Annotated in this window: 20 protein-coding genes; 16 read left to right on the forward strand and 4 right to left on the reverse strand. The window is 31.0% G+C overall.

Annotated elements, in window-relative coordinates:
* The first annotated feature begins 16 nt into the window (after window positions 1-16).
* Genes ACTTBM_RS01335 through ACTTBM_RS01360 form a run of 6 tightly spaced genes read left to right on the forward strand, consistent with a single transcriptional unit; the run spans window position 17 to window position 6,866 of the window.
* On the forward strand, window positions 17-586 hold the full coding sequence (locus ACTTBM_RS01335) for an NAD(P)H-dependent oxidoreductase (protein ID WP_440633576.1): 570 nt from the start codon (window positions 17-19) through the stop codon (window positions 584-586).
* Window positions 558-1,031, forward strand: coding sequence for a hypothetical protein (locus ACTTBM_RS01340; protein ID WP_440634399.1), 474 nt, complete (start codon window positions 558-560; stop codon window positions 1,029-1,031). Before ACTTBM_RS01335 ends, ACTTBM_RS01340 begins: the two co-directional genes overlap by 29 nt.
* A gap of 57 nt (window positions 1,032-1,088) precedes the next feature.
* Entirely contained in the window at window positions 1,089-3,521 is a 2,433-nt protein-coding gene (locus tag ACTTBM_RS01345) for a GcvT family protein (RefSeq protein ID WP_440634400.1), read from the forward strand.
* On the forward strand, window positions 3,521-4,270 hold the full coding sequence (locus ACTTBM_RS01350; protein ID WP_440633573.1) for an electron transfer flavoprotein subunit beta/FixA family protein: 750 nt from the start codon (window positions 3,521-3,523) through the stop codon (window positions 4,268-4,270). The genes ACTTBM_RS01345 and ACTTBM_RS01350 overlap by 1 nt, the downstream gene beginning before the upstream one ends.
* Entirely contained in the window at window positions 4,270-5,223 is a 954-nt protein-coding gene (locus ACTTBM_RS01355; RefSeq protein ID WP_440634401.1) for an electron transfer flavoprotein subunit alpha/FixB family protein, read from the forward strand. The genes ACTTBM_RS01350 and ACTTBM_RS01355 overlap by 1 nt, the downstream gene beginning before the upstream one ends.
* 23 nt (window positions 5,224-5,246) lie before the next feature.
* Window positions 5,247-6,866: an electron transfer flavoprotein-ubiquinone oxidoreductase gene (locus ACTTBM_RS01360; RefSeq protein WP_440634402.1), complete on the forward strand. Its 1,620-nt coding sequence runs from the start codon at window positions 5,247-5,249 to the stop codon at window positions 6,864-6,866.
* Between the two features lies 1 nt (window position 6,867).
* Here ACTTBM_RS01360 and ACTTBM_RS01365 read toward each other — a convergent pair whose 3' ends face one another.
* From ACTTBM_RS01365 to hisI, 3 genes are read right to left on the reverse strand one after another with little or no spacing between them, the layout of a single operon-like run.
* The gene (locus ACTTBM_RS01365; RefSeq protein WP_440634403.1) at window positions 6,868-7,248 is read right to left on the reverse strand and encodes a DUF2237 family protein; all 381 of its coding nucleotides are present in this window, start codon (window positions 7,246-7,248) and stop codon (window positions 6,868-6,870) included.
* Window positions 7,235-7,870, reverse strand: a complete 636-nt coding sequence (locus tag ACTTBM_RS01370) for a putative 2OG-Fe(II) oxygenase (RefSeq protein WP_440634404.1) — start codon at window positions 7,868-7,870, stop codon at window positions 7,235-7,237. The genes ACTTBM_RS01365 and ACTTBM_RS01370 overlap by 14 nt, the downstream gene beginning before the upstream one ends.
* A 2-nt stretch (window positions 7,871-7,872) precedes the next feature.
* Window positions 7,873-8,340, reverse strand: a complete 468-nt coding sequence (hisI, locus tag ACTTBM_RS01375) for a phosphoribosyl-AMP cyclohydrolase (RefSeq protein ID WP_440634405.1) — start codon at window positions 8,338-8,340, stop codon at window positions 7,873-7,875.
* Window positions 8,341-8,416: 76 nt separating this feature from the next.
* On the opposite strand from hisI, the gene folE reads away from it, so the two are divergent.
* From folE to ACTTBM_RS01425, 10 genes are all read left to right on the forward strand, one after another.
* Window positions 8,417-9,037 carry a GTP cyclohydrolase I FolE gene (folE, locus tag ACTTBM_RS01380; protein ID WP_075506136.1) on the forward strand — a complete coding sequence of 207 codons (621 nt, stop codon included), beginning with the start codon at window positions 8,417-8,419 and terminating at the stop codon, window positions 9,035-9,037.
* Window position 9,038: 1 nt separating this feature from the next.
* Window positions 9,039-10,040 carry an MDR family oxidoreductase gene (locus tag ACTTBM_RS01385; RefSeq protein ID WP_440634406.1) on the forward strand — a complete coding sequence of 334 codons (1,002 nt, stop codon included), beginning with the start codon at window positions 9,039-9,041 and terminating at the stop codon, window positions 10,038-10,040.
* The gene (locus tag ACTTBM_RS01390; RefSeq protein WP_440634407.1) at window positions 10,040-10,927 is read left to right on the forward strand and encodes a LysR family transcriptional regulator; all 888 of its coding nucleotides are present in this window, start codon (window positions 10,040-10,042) and stop codon (window positions 10,925-10,927) included. The genes ACTTBM_RS01385 and ACTTBM_RS01390 overlap by 1 nt, the downstream gene beginning before the upstream one ends.
* 127 nt (window positions 10,928-11,054) lie before the next feature.
* Complete coding sequence (locus tag ACTTBM_RS01395) at window positions 11,055-12,074, forward strand: extracellular solute-binding protein (protein ID WP_440634408.1); 1,020 nt, start codon at window positions 11,055-11,057, stop codon at window positions 12,072-12,074.
* 71 nt (window positions 12,075-12,145) lie between these two features.
* A complete protein-coding gene (locus ACTTBM_RS01400) occupies window positions 12,146-13,756 on the forward strand; it encodes an ABC transporter permease (protein WP_440634409.1) in 1,611 nt (536 codons plus the stop codon).
* A gap of 1 nt (window position 13,757) precedes the next feature.
* The gene (locus ACTTBM_RS01405; protein ID WP_440618220.1) at window positions 13,758-14,816 is read left to right on the forward strand and encodes an ABC transporter ATP-binding protein; all 1,059 of its coding nucleotides are present in this window, start codon (window positions 13,758-13,760) and stop codon (window positions 14,814-14,816) included.
* Window positions 14,817-14,830: 14 nt separating this feature from the next.
* Window positions 14,831-15,517 carry an AzlC family ABC transporter permease gene (locus ACTTBM_RS01410; protein ID WP_440634410.1) on the forward strand — a complete coding sequence of 229 codons (687 nt, stop codon included), beginning with the start codon at window positions 14,831-14,833 and terminating at the stop codon, window positions 15,515-15,517.
* A gap of 1 nt (window position 15,518) precedes the next feature.
* Window positions 15,519-15,827, forward strand: coding sequence for an AzlD domain-containing protein (locus ACTTBM_RS01415; protein ID WP_075506129.1), 309 nt, complete (start codon window positions 15,519-15,521; stop codon window positions 15,825-15,827).
* A 1-nt stretch (window position 15,828) separates the two neighbouring features.
* A complete protein-coding gene (locus ACTTBM_RS01420; protein WP_440634411.1) occupies window positions 15,829-16,845 on the forward strand; it encodes an MBL fold metallo-hydrolase in 1,017 nt (338 codons plus the stop codon).
* Window positions 16,845-17,282, forward strand: coding sequence for a DUF4396 domain-containing protein (locus ACTTBM_RS01425; protein ID WP_440634412.1), 438 nt, complete (start codon window positions 16,845-16,847; stop codon window positions 17,280-17,282). Before ACTTBM_RS01420 ends, ACTTBM_RS01425 begins: the two co-directional genes overlap by 1 nt.
* Here ACTTBM_RS01425 and ACTTBM_RS01430 read toward each other — a convergent pair.
* Window positions 17,269-18,585 carry an MATE family efflux transporter gene (locus tag ACTTBM_RS01430; RefSeq protein ID WP_440634413.1) on the reverse strand — a complete coding sequence of 439 codons (1,317 nt, stop codon included), beginning with the start codon at window positions 18,583-18,585 and terminating at the stop codon, window positions 17,269-17,271. The genes ACTTBM_RS01425 and ACTTBM_RS01430 overlap by 14 nt on opposite strands.
* Window positions 18,586-18,589 lie beyond the last annotated feature (4 nt).

Below are 18,589 nucleotides of genomic sequence, written 5' to 3' on the forward strand. Positions count from 1 at the left end.
TTGTTAATTAAAAATTATGAAAAAAATTTTCCTAGTTTACGGTCATTATAATGAAAATTCATTTAACGCAGCAATTAAAAATGAATTTATCAAACACTCTGAATTAAAAGGTAACAAAGTAGACGTTGTAGATTTATACAAAGAAAAATTTGATCCTGTATTTGCTGGAGAAGACCCAAGTGCTGAAGTCTTAGATCATCGTAAGAGAATAGAAGAGTGTGATACAATTGTATTAGTTGCGCCAATATGGAATTTTAGAATGCCAGCAATTGTTGAAGGATGGATTGATAAAGTGTTGGCACCACCATGGGCATTTAGATTTAAGCAACTAGTTGGAAACTATGGTTATCCAATTGGTAATTTAAGAAAAAAGAAAGCGGTAATTTTTTGCACATATGGTTCACCAAGACTAGCTATCACTACATTTTTTTTAAATTTACCGATTAGAAGACTTAAAAGAGGGGTATTTCATATGTGTGGCATATATAACATTACCTATCGAAGATATTTTGCAGTACCTTTTGTAAGCGACTCAAAAAGACAAGAGTTCTTAGAAGATGTTAGAAAAACTGCGAATAATATTTAGCACTTTATTAATTCTATTATTAACTACTGTTTATTCATATTCAGAGTTGATAAACCCAAGCAAAAATATTACTCCAAAAGAAGTTGTTGAAATTCAACTTAATGGTCTCAAACAAAATGATTTAGAATATAAAGATAGAGGGATAGAGCAAACCTGGACCTTTGCTCACCCGAACAATAAAAGAGTAACAGGTCCCCTAGGTAATTTTAAGCGAATGATCAAAGGAGCCTCCTATAAAATGATGATTAATCATCTAAGCCACACTATTACAGAGCTTGGCAGCAGTGACAAATGGGCCCAATTTGAGGTCATCATTTTAGATAAGGACAAAATTTATCACAAGTTCAATTGGCAGGTTGAAAAATATACAGACGAAGGAGTTTTAAAAGATTGTTGGTTGACCACAATGGTCTCAAGTCCAATTCCACTCGGCAGCTCAATTTGATTATCCACAGATACATTTTTGTTTCGTTACTAATAAAAATTTAGTAGGAATCACGAAATGAAAACAAAAACTAAAGTCGTAGTAGTTGGTGGTGGAGTGGTTGGTGTCAGTGCTCTTTATCATTTAGCAAAAAAAGGTTGGTCTGATGTAGTCCTTGTTGAGAGAAAAGAATTAACCTCAGGTTCAACTTGGCATGCCGCAGGTTTGTTGCCGTTGTTTAATATGAGTTACTCTGTAGGTCAGCTACATAAGTATGCAGTAAATCTTTATAAAACTTTAGAAGAAGAAACTGGAAAAAATGTTGGCTTTAGTGTTGTTTCAAATATTCGTTTGGCAAGTACAAAAGATAGAATGGATGAGTACCATCAGTACGCAGGTGTCGCTCGAACAATTGGGGTAGATGTAAAATTTTTAACTCCACAACAAGTAAAAGAAATTTGGCCTTTATGTCATACAGATGATTTAGTTGGAGCAATTCAACACCCAGAAGATGGATACATTCAACCAGCAGATTTAACACAAGCTTTAGCTACTGGTGCAAGAAATAGGGGAGCGGAGATTTATAGAAACACAACTGTTCTATCAATGAGACAAACAAAAGATGGATGGATTGTTGAAACAGATAAAGGATCAATAGAGTGTGAACATGTAATCTCTTGTTCTGGAAATTTTGCAAGACAAACTGGTGAAATGGTTGGATTAGATATTCCAGTTATCCCTGTTGAACATCAATACATTGTAACCGAACCACATCCTGCTATTCAACAAAGAAAAAAAGACGGTTTACCAGAAATGGGAGTTTTAAGAGATAGCGATAGTAGATGGTATATGAGAGAAGAAGCGGGTGGATTAATTTTAGGACCTTATGAAGATGGTGCACCAGCATGTTATGTAGAAGGACCATCAAAGAATTCTGAATACGAATTATTTCAAGAAGATTTAGATAGATTAGCTCCACATATTGAAGGAGCAATACATAGAGTTCCAGCTTTTGGAGAAGTTGGAGTTAAGAAAGTTTATAATGGAGCAATTTGTTATACACCTGATGGAAATCCAATTGTTGGACCTGCTTGGGGATTAAAAAATTTTTGGATTAATGAAGGTCATAGTTTCGGAATAACTGCAGCTGGTGGTGCAGGTTGGCAACTTGCTGAATGGATTGTAGATGGTGAACCAACAATTGATATGTTGGGAGTTGAACCAAGACGATATGGAAACTATGCAACAAAATCTTATTTAAAAGCTAAAAATGAAGAGGCTTATAGTCATGTATTTATAGTTCACTATCCAGACGAAGAAAGACCTGCAGCAAGACCCTTAAGAACAGCTCCATGTTACGAAAGAATGAAAAATTTAGGAGCAGTTTTTGGACAAAAATTTGGATGGGAAAGACCTAACTTTTTTGCAACAGATGGAATGGAACAAAAGGATGATTGGTCGTTTAGAAGATCAAAATGGTTTGATGCAATTAAAAAGGAATGTCAAAACGTAAAAGAAAATGTTGGTCTTTTAGATATGACTGCTTTTGCAAAATGCAGAATAAGAGGACCTAAAGCAGAGGAATTTTTAGATTATTTAGTTGCAAACAAACTTCCAAAAAAAATTGGAAGAATAAATCTATGCCACGCATTAAATACCAAAGGTGGTGTGCACTCAGAATTTACAATCATGAAAGAAGCAGAGAATAGTTACTATTTAGTATCAGCTGGAGCAAATTTAAGATTAGATCATGATTGGATTCAAAAATGGATGCCAGATGATGGATCTGTAATTTTTGAAGATTTAACAAATAGCACAGGTGTATTGGTAGTTGCTGGCCCTAAAGCAAGACAACTAATGCAAAAAGTTTCAACAGATGATTTTTCTAATGAAAACTTTAAATGGCTTACAGCAAAAAATGTAAATGTAGGATATGCACCAGTTAATGCCATGAGAGTAAATTTTGTTGGTGAACTTGGATGGGAGCTTCATCATCCAATCGAGTATCAAAATCATATTTTTGATAAATTAATGGAAGCTGGTAAAGATTTAGGAATTAAACCATTCGGCATAAGAGCAATGAATAGTTTAAGAGTAGAAAAATCTTACAAATTAGTTGGAACAGAATTGTCGATTGAATATTCTCCATACGAGTCAGGACTAGATAGATTTATTCATCCAAATAAAGGAAATTTTATTGGTTTAGAAGCACTTAACAAATGGAGAGAAAAAGGTTTTGATAACAAATTAGTAACTTTAGAAGTTCACAATACTAAAGATGCAGATGTTCTAGGAAATAATCCTATATTTAAAGACGGTAAAGTTGTTGGAAGAGCAACAGGCGGTGAGTTTGGATTTAGATTAGATAAATCAATTGCTCTTGCAATGGTAAAACCTGATTGTTCTAATGTGGGCGACAAATTAAAAGTTGATATATTGGGTGAAATGTATGACGCTACCGTTTTAGATGAAAGTCCATACGATTCAGAAAATAATTTGTTGAGAGCTTAATGAAAATCTTAGTAGCAGTAAAAAGAGTTATTGATTACAACGTTCAAATCAGAGTCAAAGAGGATGGCACTGGTGTAGTTACAGACAATGTAAAAATGTCAACCAATCCACCAGATGATAATGCAATCGAAGAGGCAGTAAAAATTAAAGAAGCAGGAAAGGCAACTGAAGTGGTTGCAATAACTGTAGGTGAAGAAAAAGCTCAAGAAACTGTTAGAAAGGCTTTAGCAGTTGGGGCAGATAGAGGAATTCATGTTAAAGCAGATGGAATACTAGAACCTTTAGCTGTTTCAAAAATTTTACAAAAGATTGTTGAAAAAGAAAATCCAGATTTAGTATTTATGGGAAAACAAGCAATTGATGATGATTGTAATCAAACAGGTCAAATGTTGAGTGCATTATTAAATTGGCCACAAGCAACTTTTGCATCAAAGATTGATGTAAAAGATAATAAGCTAGAAGTTACTAGAGAAATAGATGAGGGACTTGAAACAATTGAAATAAATGTTCCTGCTATTGTAACTTGCGATTTAAGATTAAATGAACCAAGATACGCTTCTCTTCCAAACATTATGAAGGCAAAGAAAAAACCAATTGAAGAAATTTCTGCATCTGATCTAGGTATTGATACTTCTCCAAGAGTAGAGCAAATTAAAGTAGAAGAGCCACCAAAAAGAAAAGCGGGCATTAAAGTGGCTAATGTAGCAGAATTAGTTCAAAAATTAAAAAATGAGGCAAAGGTAATATAATGGCAGTTTTACTTATAGCAGAGCATAATAATAAAGAGTTAAGACCATTTACATTAAATGCGGCTACAGCCGCTTCACAAATTGATAGCGAAGTTCATGCTGTGATAATTGGAAATGATAGTGCAGAGGCATCAAAACAATTATCAGAGCTTCCAGTAATTAAAAAAGTATTAAGTGTTGAAGCACCACACTATGAAAATTTCACTGCAGAAAATTTTGCTCCAGTTGTGGTTAAACTAGCAGAAAGTTATTCTCATATCATTTGTTCAGCAAATACATTTGGTAAAAATTTAATGCCAAGAATTGCAGCTCATCTTGATACCTCACAAGTTAGTGACATTATCAAAGTAATATCATCTGATACCTTTGTTAGGCCAATTTATGCTGGGAATGCTTTTGCAACAGTTAAAAGTAATGATGCAAAAAAATGTGTAACTATTAGACCAACTTCATTTGAACCTTGTGAAAGCTCAGGGGGTTCAGCACCAATTGAGAAAATTGATGCTGGTGAAGAATTTTCAAATACAAAATTTGTAAAAAGAGAAGAAATTAAATCTGATAGACCTGAACTTGGTACAGCTAGAATTGTTGTGTCAGGTGGAAGAGGAATGCAAAGTGGAGATAACTTTAAATTAATTACTGAAATTGCCGATAAGCTTGGAGCAGCTATTGGAGCATCAAGAGCTGCAGTTGATGCAGGTTATATAAGCAACGATCATCAAGTTGGACAAACTGGAAAAGTTGTTGTGCCAGATTTATACATAGCTGTTGGAATATCAGGAGCAATTCAGCATTTAGCGGGTATGAAAGAAAGTAAAGTTATTGTTGCAATTAATAAGGATGGTGAAGCGCCCATTTTTAGTGTTGCTGATTATGGTCTTGAAGCAGATCTCTTTGAAGCTTTGCCTCAGTTCATGGAAGAACTGAACAAATTAAACACTATACAAAAATAATCCTTACAGTTAAAAATTAGATTATGTCTAGAGAATCTATGGAATATGATGTTGTAATCATTGGTGGTGGCCCATCAGGATTAGCGACTGCAATTAAATTAAAACAATTAGATTCAAATTTGAATGTTTGTTTGCTTGAAAAAGCTTCAGAAATAGGAGCGCATATTTTGAGCGGGAATGTTTTTGAAACACGAGCTCTAGATGAGTTATTGCCTAACTGGAGAGAACTTAACTCGCCAATTAAAACAAAAGTAACAAAAGAAAAATTTTTATTTTTAGGAAAAACAAAATCTTTAAGTTGGCCAACTTGGCTTTTGCCAGCAGTTCAACAAAATCATAAAAATTATATTATTAGTCTAGCTAACTTATGTAGATGGTTAGCTGAACAAGCAGAAGCTTTGGGTGTAGAAATTTTTCCAGGTTTTCCAGCGAGTGAAATTTTATATAACGATGACGGGTCTGTTAAAGGAGTAGCTACCCAAGATATGGGTATAGATAAAGAGGGCAACAAAAAAGATAGCTTTGAGCCAGGCATTGAGCTTTTAGGAAAAGTAACAGTTTTTGCTGAAGGTTGCAGAGGTCATCTAGGAAAACAATTAATTCAAAAATTTGAACTGAGTAAAGGAAAAGATCCCCAGCAATATGGAATTGGTTTTAAGGAAATTTGGGAAATAGAAGAAAAAAATCATGAGGAAGGACTAGTAATGCATACAGCTGGATGGCCACTTGAGAACAATACTTACGGTGGAAGCTTTATGTATCACACTGAAAATAAACAAGTGTTTTTAGGCTATGTAATAGGATTGGATTACAAAAATCCGCATTTATCTCCATATGATGAGTTTCAAAGATTTAAAACTCATCCAGCAATTAAAAAAATAATAGAGGGAGGAAAAAGAATTTCATATGGCGCTAGAGCATTAATCGAGGGGGGATTTCAAAGTTTACCAAAAATGTTTATGCCAGGTGCTTTACTAGTAGGATGTGATGCTGGTACATTGAATATGCCTAAAATTAAAGGCTCTCATACCGCAATGAAAAGTGGAATGATAGCAGCCGAAACTATTAATGAACACTTAAAAGAAAATAAGGATTTATCTATTTATGAAGATAAATTTAAAAATAGCTGGTTATATAAAGAATTATATGAAGCTCGAAATGTAAAACCAAGTTTTAGTTGGGGATTAATTTTGGGGATTATTTTTACGGGTATTGATCAAATATTGTTTAGAGGAAAACTTCCGTTCACTCTTAAACATAAACATGCAGATCATGAAACATTAAAATCTGCTAGTCAAATGCCCAAAATAGATTATCCAAAATATGACAATGTTATAACTTTTGACAAAACTAGTTCAGTTTATCTTACAGGAACTAACCATGCTGATAATCAACCTGTCCACTTACAACTTAAAGATCCTGATTTACCAATTAAATACACTTTAGAAAAATTCGATGAACCTGCACAAAGATATTGTCCTGCTGGAGTATACGAAGTGCAGAAAGAAAATGATGTTAATAAGTTTGTAATTAATTCGCAAAATTGTATTCACTGTAAAACTTGCGATATTAAAGAGCCTTCACAAAACATAACTTGGGTGACGCCAGAAGGTGGCGGTGGACCAAGATATGGAAATATGTAAATTAGGACAAATCTATTGCAAACTTTTTTAAAGTTTCAATAGGTACATATTTAAGAGTGTTTTCGTGAGTTCTTTTCAAAAAAATTGGACATCCTTTACCAGCTTCAATTGCTCTTGCATACCAACTAGCACACACACACCAACCATCTCCATCTTTTAATCCAGGAAATCCAAATTCTGGATGTGGTGTAATCAAATCATTTCCTGCTTTTTTCAACCATTCTAAAAATTCAGTTGTAACTTTTGCACAAACAGTATGTACACCATGATCATTTTCATCTGTCTTACAGCACCCATCTCTAAACCAACCTGTTAAGGGTTTGTTAGAACATTCTTCTAAATTCTCACCGAGTACGTTTAATTGAGATTTAAAATTGTCCATGTACGTTAAAAATATTTTTATCAATATTTGCATTAAAAGATATTGATCTTCTCTCTTCATCAGAACCCGAAAAAGGATAAACAGAATGCATTAAATAATGAGGAAAAAAATAAAAATCTCCAACTTTAGGAATAATTTTAAAATTAGAATTTGACATAAATTGTCTTGAGCCATGTATAAAATTCAATGTCCCTCCAAAATATTCTTTGTTTGGTTTATCTTGCACATATTTTCCAAGTGTTTCTGGAACCTTTAAAAAACCAGCACCCGATACATGACCACCATGCCAATGAATTGGGTTATATTCATTTTTAAATTGCCGTACAACCCAAGAGTCTATTAATTTAAATTCTTGTATTTTTTGTTTAGTATCAAGTCTAATCCATTCATGAACAGATTGACCTAAAAATTTTAACCAACCACTTTCGTTTATAATTTTTTCTTCTAATTTAAATTCTTGAGTAACATCTCCTGCAAGTTTGTTTCCATAATCTAGCTCTTTTGATTTCGCCTCATTTTTAATCACATCATCTATATAACTGTTTAGCTTCTCAATAATTTCCTTAGGAATTGTCACCTTACATATTGAAGGACCAAAAGGTTTGTATATTTTAATTTCCATTATTAAATTTTCGTTGGATTGGGCTGTCCTTCATAAACTACTTCAGGATCAAATTTTTTTTCTTTTTCAAGAAATTTCATTTCTACTTTACGCCCATTATCTATTGGCCCCATAGGAATAGATCTATAAAAGCATGATCTGTATCCAACATGGCAACTAGCACCGTCTCCTATATCAACTGTTAACCAAATTGAGTCTTGATCGTCATCAATTCTGATCTCAGTTACTTTTTGAGTAAAGCCACTTGTTTTACCTTTGTGCCAGATTGCTTTTCTAGATCTACTAAAGTAGTGAGCTTCTTTGGTTTCAATTGTTTTTTTTAATGCTTCAACATTCATATAGCCGTGCATTAAAATATCTTTGGTTTTTGAACACATTGTAATGACAGGTATTAAGCCATCATTATCAAATTTTGGTGAAAGAAGATTTCCTTCCTCGATATCGTAGATATTTTCTCTTTTTTTGAACATAGAATGTGATTATGTAGCACATATCTAGATATAATAAATATTTTAAAATCAGGTAATTACTGTATAAAAAGGCGCTATGAAATTAGTAAAAGACACTGACAACAAGTTAAATGAAAATAAGCAAGTTTCAGACAAAGATGCTGAAGAAGCTTTTAAAACAATTTTAACATGGATGGGTGAAGACCCAAATAGAGAAGGTTTATTAGAAACTCCAAAAAGAGTTGTTAAAGCATTTAAAGAATATTTTAAAGGTTACAAAGAAGATCCAGATAAAATTTTGGATAAAACTTTTGGTGATGTAGAGGGATATGATGACATGGTTGTCCAGAAAAATATTTCTGTTCAAAGTCATTGCGAACATCACATGGCACCAATTATTGGAAAAGCTCATGTTGCTTATATTCCGAAAGAAAGAGTTGTAGGCTTAAGTAAACTCGCAAGAGTAGTCGAAGTATTTTCTAAAAGACTTCAAACTCAAGAAAGACTTACAATGCAAATTGCAAATACTTTAATGGAATCATTAGATGCAAAAGGTGTTGCAGTAACAATTGATTCAACTCATCAGTGTATGACTATGAGAGGAATTAAAAAAGAACAAGCAACTACGGTAACAAATTATTATTTAGGTCAATTCAAAGAAGATTTAAGTTTTCAAAATAGATATTTACGATTTATTAGCACTACGCTAAAAGATTAAAGTGTCTGATCAATTCAAAGCAATAGTTCTTAATCAAGAAGGTGAAAATTTTTCTAGAGAAGTAAAATCTTTAGATAGAAGTTTTTTAAAACATGAGGATGTAACTGTTCAGGTAGAATATTCAGATTTAAATTTTAAAGATGGAATGATTCTAAAGAATGGTGGAAGACTAGTAAAAGAGTATCCGCACATACCAGGAATAGATTTTTCAGGAAAAGTAATTGAAAGTGAAAATTCAAAATTTAAATCAGGCGATGAAGTAATATTAACTGGTTTTAGAGTTGGAGAAGTATTTTTTGGTGGTTATTCTCAGATAGCAAAAGTCAACGCAGACTTTCTAGTAAAAAAACCTGATGACTTAAGCAGTAAGCAGGCAATGATTTTAGGTACTGCAGGCTTAACTTCTTTAATGAGTGCTTTTGCAATTCAAGCAAGAGAAAGTATTTTGCTTGGAGAAAAAGTTAATGATGTTTTAGTAACAGGGGCAACTGGAGGTGTTGGCAGTGTTGCAATAATGGTTTTAACAAAATTAGGATACAATGTAACTGCAGTATCTGGAAAAGATAGTAAGTCAGATTATTTAAAATCTTTAGGTGCAAAAAACATTATAAATAGAGCTGAATTTGATAAAGACCCAAGACCAATAGATAAAGGTTTATGGGATGGAGTAGTAGATACCGTTGGAGGAAAAATTTTAGCAAACGCAATTGCACAAACAAAGCCTAATGGAATTATAGCTGTATGTGGAAATGCAAATAGCAATGAGCTTAATACTAATTTACTTCCATTTATGTTAAGAGGAATTAAGGTTTGGGGAATGGATTCTGCTAATTGCAGTATAAAAAGAAGAGAATTTATGTGGGGTGAAGCAACAAAATTAATTGATTTTGAATTGCTTGAAAAATCAGTTTTAACAGTAGGTTTAGAAGAGCTAATTGAAACTTATCCTAAAATATTAAAAGGAGAAATTTCTGGAAGAGTATTAGTGGATGTAAATAAATAATGGATTGGGATAAATTAAAAATTTTTCATGCAGTCGCAGAAGCTGGAAGTTTTACAAATGCTACTGTAAATTTAAACCTTAGCCAATCTGCAATCAGTAGACAGATACAGTCCCTAGAACAAGATTTGAAAGTTCAACTATTTGAAAGACATGCAAGAGGATTAACACTTACAGAAAACGGAGAATATGTTTTTAAAACTGCACATGAAGTAATAAGTAAGTTGAAAGAAGTTGAAACATCTTTAGGTGATCAGAAGAATAAACCAACAGGAAAATTAACCATAACAACAGTAAGAAGTTTTGGTACTCACTGGTTAACGCCTAGAATTCAAGAATTTATGAGACTTAATCCAGAGATTGAGATTGAACTAGTCTTTGATGATAAAGAATTAGATCTAAGTACAAGACAGGCTGATATTGGAATTTTCATGAGAAGACCAAAACAGCTTAATTATATTCAAAAAAAACTAGTCGATATCAAATACTATATTTATGGATCAAATAAGTACTTAGAAAAAAATGGAATGCCGAAGACAATAAACGATTTAAGTAAACATAAATTTATTTCATTTGGAAAAGGGGCACCTTCTCCAGTTTATAATCCAGATTGGGCACTAAAAATTGGAATGCATGATGGTAAAAAAAGAAAATCAATCATGAAGGTAAATAGTGTAATGGGGCTCTTGTTAGCTGTAGAATCTGGGGTAGGATTGGCTGCACTTCCTGAATATTTAGTAACAAATTCAAACAACGTAATTAAAGTACTTCCGAAAGTAGAAGGGCCTATAACAGAAGCGCACTTTGTATATCCTCAGTCATTAAAAAATACTGCTAGAGTTCAAGCATTTAGAAATTTCTTATTTAGCAAAATCGGCGACTGGAAATAAAAATTTCCTACATTTAGCAATTGTAAAACAAATTATTGATATATGCGTCAATATATGCGATTGATAATCATTCGCATTGAGAATAATTCTCATTCGCAAATAAATTAGGGTAAAGAAAAGGATACAAATGAAAAAAATAACATTATTAGCATTAATTTTATTTTTCTTTGCCAAAATAAGCTTAGCAGGTGAAGTAAATGTTTTTAGTGCAAGACATTACGACTCTGACATTCAGTTGTATGAAAAGTTTACTAATAAAACAGGTATAAAAGTTAACGTAGTTTCAGGTAAAGACAAAGCGTTACAAAAAAGAATTACTGAAGAAGGAAAAGATTCTAAAGCTGATTTATATATTACAGCAGATGCCGGAAGACTAGGTGCATTTGATGAAAAAGGAATGTTTCAGAACTCTATGTCAGCACAGATTGAAGTTTCAGTGCCAGCAAACTTTAGATCTGATAATTGGACAGGTATCGCCAAAAGAGCAAGAATTATTTATTATTCACCAGAAAGAGTAAGTTCAGAAGATTTAAAAGGGATAACTTATGAAAGTTTGTCAGATCCAAAATGGAAAGGAAAAATTGTAATTAGAAAATCTAATAATATTTACAATCAATCTCTTGTTGCGTCATTAATTAAAAATAATGGTAAAGAACAAACTTTAGAATGGGCAAAAAAATTAGTTTCAAATTTTGCAAGAAATCCTAAAGGAAATGATAGAGCTCAAATTTTAGCTGTTGCCGCTGGTGAAGCTGATTTAGCTATAGCAAACACTTATTACTATGCTTTGATGTTATCCGGTCAAAAAGGAGAAGATCAAAAAGAAGCTGCTCAAAAGGTATTACCTTATTTTCCAAATCAAAACAATAGAGGGACACATATGAATATAAGTGGTGGAGGTATTTTAAAAAATTCTCCTAATCCTGAAAATGCAAAAAAATTACTAGAATTTCTTTTAACAAAAGAAGCACAACAACATATAGTAAACAATACATTTGAATACCCAATGATAGATGGTGTTGAACCACACCCTCTTATAAAAAAAATGGGTGAAAATTTTAAACAGGATTTAAAAACAAAAGTTGGAGACTATAAAAAAAATCAGGCTGATGCATTAGAAGTAATGTTGATGTCTGGTTGGAAATAAAAGAGGTTAACACTAAGTACTTTTGGTATAAAGTTTATTGCCCTACTTAATACCATTAGTACTTCGTTAAAATGGGTAATAAAATTAATATTTGGTTTTTGAGCTCTTTGCTCATTTCTATGATAGTTGCAATACCAATTGTAACTGTATTTAGTAGTTTTTTTGAACCAACAAGTGACTATTTATCAATTGTTAAAAATACATTTTTGTATGAATATATTTCTAATTCAATAATTCTTGTAATTGGAGTTTTAATTACAACTTTTGTAATCGGTGTAGGATCTGCTTATTTAGTTTCGTTTTATAAATTTCCTGGAGTTAATTTTTTTAAATGGGTTTTAATTTTATCTTTTGCAGTTCCAGCTTATATCTATGCATATTCATTAACTGCTTTTTTTGAAAATTATGGAACAGCTTTTTCAATTATGAAAAGCTTATTCGGTGATGGAAATTACAATACTATTTTACCTAAATTCGACGGAATGCTAGGAGCTATAATTTCAATTTCATTTTCACTATTTGGTTATGTTTATGTTTTAACAAGAACTTCATTTCATTATCAGTCTCAAAATTTGCTAGAACTCGGTAAAAACCTAGGTTTTTCAACAAAAAAAACATTTTTTAATATTATTTTACCATCAGCAAGACCAGCAATTATTGCTGGATTATCTTTAGTTGCTATGGAGACTTTATCAGATTTTGGTGCAGTATCTTTTTTTGGGATATCGACTTTAACTACTGGAATTTATGATGCGTGGATATCTTTTGATGATTTGGCTTTAGCAAACAGAATATCTTTTTTTCTCCTTATTTTTATATTTGGATTATTTTATTTAGAGAACTTATCTAGAAAAAAAGCACAATACCATTCTCCTGCCAAAGGAAATTTTAAGACTAAAACTTTGAAACAATTAAATGGTTATAAATCTTTAATGGCAATAATATTTTGCTCATTTGTATTTCTTGCAAGCTTTATATTCCCAGTTTTGCAAATGCTTTACTGGACAATCAAATTTCCAAAACATTTTATAGATTTAAATATTATAGAATTATTATCAAACACATTGATATTAGTATTCTTATCGGGCTTTTTTTTGATTTTTTTATCTTTCGTATCAAATTATGGAAATAGAATTAGCAAAAATAAGTTTTTAAATATTTTAACAACTTTTTCAATTACTGGTTATGCAGTACCAGGAATAATATTGGCTGTGGCCTTCATAACTTTTATTTCTTGGTTTGATGAAAATATTTTTTATTTTTTTGATATAAAACAAATTTTTATTGGATCTATACTTGGTTTAGTAATTGTTTATTTTGTAAGATTTTATTCTTTAGCTAACAACGGCATTAAATCTGGATATTTGAAAATTAATTACTCAATTGATGAAAGTGCATATCTGCTAGGTTATTCAAAATTAAAAACTTTTTTAAATATTCATATCCCTTATCTTAAAAACTCAGTCTTATTAATTGCTATATTGCTATCAATCGAAATAATCAAAGAATTACCAATTACATTAATTATGCGTCCTTTTAATTTTGAAACATTTGCCACCCAGGCCTATATATTTGCTTCACAAGATTTACTAGAAGCTGCCGCCGCACCTTCATTATTACTAATTATCATTGCAAGTATTTTTATTTTAATTACATCTAAGTATATGTTCAAAGATAAATAAAATGAGAAATAATTTTTTAGAAATTGAGAATGTTACTTTTGCTGCAAGCTCTAAAAATAAAGTAACCAATGTTTCATTTAATATTGAAAATGAAGGAGATATAGTTTGTTTGCTAGGCCCCTCTGGAATCGGAAAAACTACAATATTAAGAACAATAGCTGGCCTTGAAAAAATTCAGTCTGGTAAAATTATTTTAAAAAATAAAATTATTTCATCTAAAGAAAGCCATGTTGAACCTGAGGATAGAAATATATCTTTGGCTTTTCAAGACAACTCTCTATTTCCTCATTACAATGTTTTGGAAAATATTAATTTTGGAGCTGAGAGAAATAAAAAAAAGAAGAAAGGTCTAAATTTTAAAGAAATAGTTAAATTTCTTCATTTAGAAAAAATCTTAGAAAAATATCCTCATGAAATTAGCTCTGGAGAAGCTCAAAGAGCCTCCTTAGCTAGATCTTTGTTATCAAATCCTGATTTGTTACTACTAGATGAACCTTTGTCGAATATAGATCAAAGTTTCAAAGAAGAAATACAGGTAAAGTTAAAGCAAATCTTAAAAGACTTAAAAATTACAACAATAATTGTTACTCACGACTCTTACGAAGCATTCTATTTAGGTAACAAATGTGGAATTATTTTAGACGGAGAACTCAAACAATTTGATGATCCCTATAATGTTTATCACTTCCCAAATTCTGTTGATGTAGTTAATTTTTTAAACAGAGGAATATTAATTCCAGCAAAAGTTACAGATGAAAATACTTTAGAAAATGATGATTTAGGTACAATCAAAGGTAATTTTACAAAACATTATCCAAAAGGATCTAAAGTACAGTTATTGTTACAGCCAGAAGATCTAGAACATGATGATAAAAGCAATTTAAAATTAGAAGTGGTTGATAGAAAGTTTAGGGGGACAAATTTTATATATACTCTAAAAACTAGTAGTGATTTATTAATTCCTGTTTTTGTTCATTCGCATCACGTCCACCAACATGAAATTGATGAAAAATTTGGGATTAAACGTCCGATAAACATTGATCACATAGTTTGTTTTTAATAGAACCCAAATAAATGCTTACAAAAAAACAATTATTTACTAGAGGCATGTTGGATATTTCTCCACATATGTTGTCTGTGATCCCATTTGGAATAATTTGTGGAGCTATCGGTGTTGAATTAGGATTTGATCCTCTATTGGTTTATGCAATGTCCATTATTATTTTTGGTGGTGCATCACAAATTGTTTTTTTACAATTATTATCAGGTGGTGCATCTGGATTGGTAGCAGCAACATCTGTCGGTGTTATTAATTCAAGACATCTTTTATATGGAGCAGTATTATCAGAGTACTTAGAAAAATTATCATTAATAAAAAAATTGTTAATCTCTTATATTATTGTCGACCAAGGTTTTGCAGAATCTAATAAATTTTTTAAAAAAAATAAATCAGAGCAGTACTTACATTATCATTTGATTGGTACAGGTTGCACGATGTGGGTTTGTTGGCAAATTGCTACATTGTCAGGAATCATTTTAGGTTCATTTGTTCCAGAGGAACTTGGATTAAAATTTGCAATACCACTTACTTTTATAGCTATTATAATACAAGATTTAAAAAAACTTGATCACTTAATTGTAATGATTGTATGTGGATTGAGTTCGTTATTATTTTATGATGCTCCATTTAGATCTTATATAATTATTTCACCTATACTCGCTTTGTTTGTTGCGGCTTTAATATTGAGGTTAAAAAAATAAAATGACCTGGTTATCAATTATTGTTGCAGGAATATTAACTTACTTTACTAGAATGACGATGGTAGCTCTAGTAAGTCGAGACATGTTGGGAGATAAAATAAAAGCTGTGTTAGCTTATGTTCCATCAGCCGTGTTTCCTGCAATAATATTTCCAGGAATTTTTATAAATGACTACGGTCAGTTCATTGAAATGGATGACCCTAAAATATTTGCTGCAATTGTTGCTGTAATTGTTGGTTATTTTTCAAGAAATATAATCGCAACTATTTTGTCTGGTTTAATTTCTTATTGGTTTTTGATATTTATCTAAAATGATCTTTAGACAAATATTCGATAGTGTTTCTAGCACTTATACTTATTTAATTGCATCTGGAAGGGGACGTGAAGCTTTAATAATAGACCCAGTCTTAGAAAAAGTTGATCAGTATATTAATTTGTTAAATCAATTAGATTTAAAATTAGTAAAGGTGATAGATACCCATATTCACGCAGATCATATCTCTGGAATTGCTGAACTAAGAGATAAAACTAATTGTGTAACTGTTATGGGTAATAAAACTCCTGCCGATGTAGTTGCAATGAGAGTATCAGATGAAGAGATAATCAAAATAGATGGAATTGATCTACAAGCTTTATACACTCCTGGCCATACTTCTGAGAGCTTTAGTTTTTTGATGGGTGATAGAGTGTTTACAGGAGATACATTATTAATTAGAGGTACTGGTAGAACAGATTTTCAAAACGGAGATCCTAAAGACTCTTATAACTCAATATTTAACAAATTATTAAAACTACCTGATCAAACTCTAGTTTATCCTGCGCATGATTATAAAGGAGAAATGGTAAGTACTATTATAGAAGAAAGACAATTTAATCCAAGATTACAGGTAAAATCAGTAGAAGAGTACGTGGATATTATGAATAATTTAAATTTACCAGATCCCAAAATGATGGATGTTGCAGTTCCAAGTAATCTTAAGTTGGGTATTGATTTAAACCGTCAAAAAGTAAACAATGGAATTGAGCCAGAGGAGTTTAACAAGATTAAAAAAGAGGAGAACACAGTTCTGATAGATTTAAGAGAACAAAATGAAATAGATAAAGAGGGCAAACTAGATAACAGTAATATAGTCCCATTTCCTTCCATGCATGATTACATCGAGAAAAATAAAGATAGTTTAAAAAATAAAAAAATTCTTTTTTACTGTGCTCATGGACACAGATCTACTTTGGCAGTTCAGATTTCTAAATCATATAATTTTAGTAACTGCTTTCACTTAATTGGTGGTTTAGAAAAATGGAAAAAAAAAGGATTAGAAATTAACTAATGATAGCATCAACTTTTCATTGGTCTTGCAAACATACTTGGAGAAGAAGCGCAAAGAATACAGCATGGTGTCTATTAGGTTGTGCCATCGGAGATTTTGGAACAATTTTATTTTTTCAACTTACACAAATTCCATTTCCAGTATTAGGAATAATGATTCTAGCAATAATAAACGGTTTAATCACAAGTATAATATTAGAAACAATAATTCTAATTAGACAAGGTTTTGAATTTAATAATGCTTTGAAGACAGCATCTGGAATGAGTTTGATTTCAATGATTAGCATGGAAGTAATGATGAATTTGACCGACTTTGTTTTAACAGGTGGTGCCATTTTAACTTGGTGGGTTATTCCAATTATGCTGATAGTAGGTTTTTTAACTCCATGGCCCTACAATTATTGGAGATTAAAAAAATATGGGATTAACTGTCATTAAATCTTAAATAAATCTTGTTTAAATAATAAAATAAAGACAAAGCTCTCAAAATCATAAATATCGTTAGTGATATCCATACCCCATGATTTGAAATGTAATTTGTTAGAACTAAAGAAATTAATAAATATAAAGAAACAGAAAAAAACATAGCATTTCTAATTTCTTTTGTTTGAGAGGCTCCAATAAAAATACCATCAAATTGATAACAAAAAGATGCAAAAAAAGGCAAGATAATCATCCAAATTGAATAATCTAAACTTAAAGATCTTATTAGATCAATATCAGACATCATATAAATCACATTCTTATGAACAAAATAATAAACAACAGAAATACCTAAGCCTGTAATAGAACTTAAAATAAAAGAATTTTTAACAATTGAACTGAATAAATTTTTATCTTTTTTACCCAATGAATAACCAATAATTCCTTCAGTTGAAAATGCGTAAGCGTCTAAAATGAATGCTGATAGAAAGACTAGATTAATTAATATTGCGTTAGCAGCTATATACTCTTCTCCAATTTTTGATCCAAGGTACGTAAACCACAAAAAAGAAAAAGTAAGCAATATAGTTCGAATAAAAATATTAAAATTAATATTAAAAATATTTTTTAATTTATTTAGATCAACAATTTCTCTTATTATAAAATTAATCTTTGTAAGCTTGTTTAAATAAAAAAAAGTATAAATTAAAAAAACAGTAGAGGTAATTATCCCAGAAAAAAGAGTTCCATAAGCAACACCTTTAATATTTAAATTGTATTGAGTTACGAGAATTATGCTCAATATAATATTTAATATTGAGAAAAACCCTACTGCAATACTTGAAATTTTAGTTTTTTGTAATCCAACAAAAAGACCTGTTATAATATAAAGAGTAAGTTCACCTGGAGCTGAATAAATTCTAATTTTAAAATATTCCTCATAAAAAATAGTAGTTTGTGAATTTAGATCAAATATTTGTAGACTTATCTTAAGAATTAAATTCTGAGCAAAAAATAAGACAATAGAAAGGATAATTACAAATAACAAATTTCTTAAAATAATATTAATTATTTCTTTGTAGTTTTCAGCTCCATTAGCTTGAGAAACCATACCGACTGTTCCCATTCTTAAAAATCCAAAGCTCCAAAAAATCATTGAAAATAAATTTGCTGCAACAGAGGTTGCAGATAAATAAGAAACATTACCTAAGTTACCCATTAAAGACGTATCAATAATTGCCACTAATGGAATTGCAAGGTTGGCAAAAAAAATTGGAATAGATAATTTTAAAATATATCCAATAGATGATTTTTCCATGTCT

The sequence above is a fragment of the Candidatus Pelagibacter sp. HIMB1746 genome (assembly GCF_052047555.1).
GTDB lineage: Bacteria > Pseudomonadota > Alphaproteobacteria > Pelagibacterales > Pelagibacteraceae > Pelagibacter.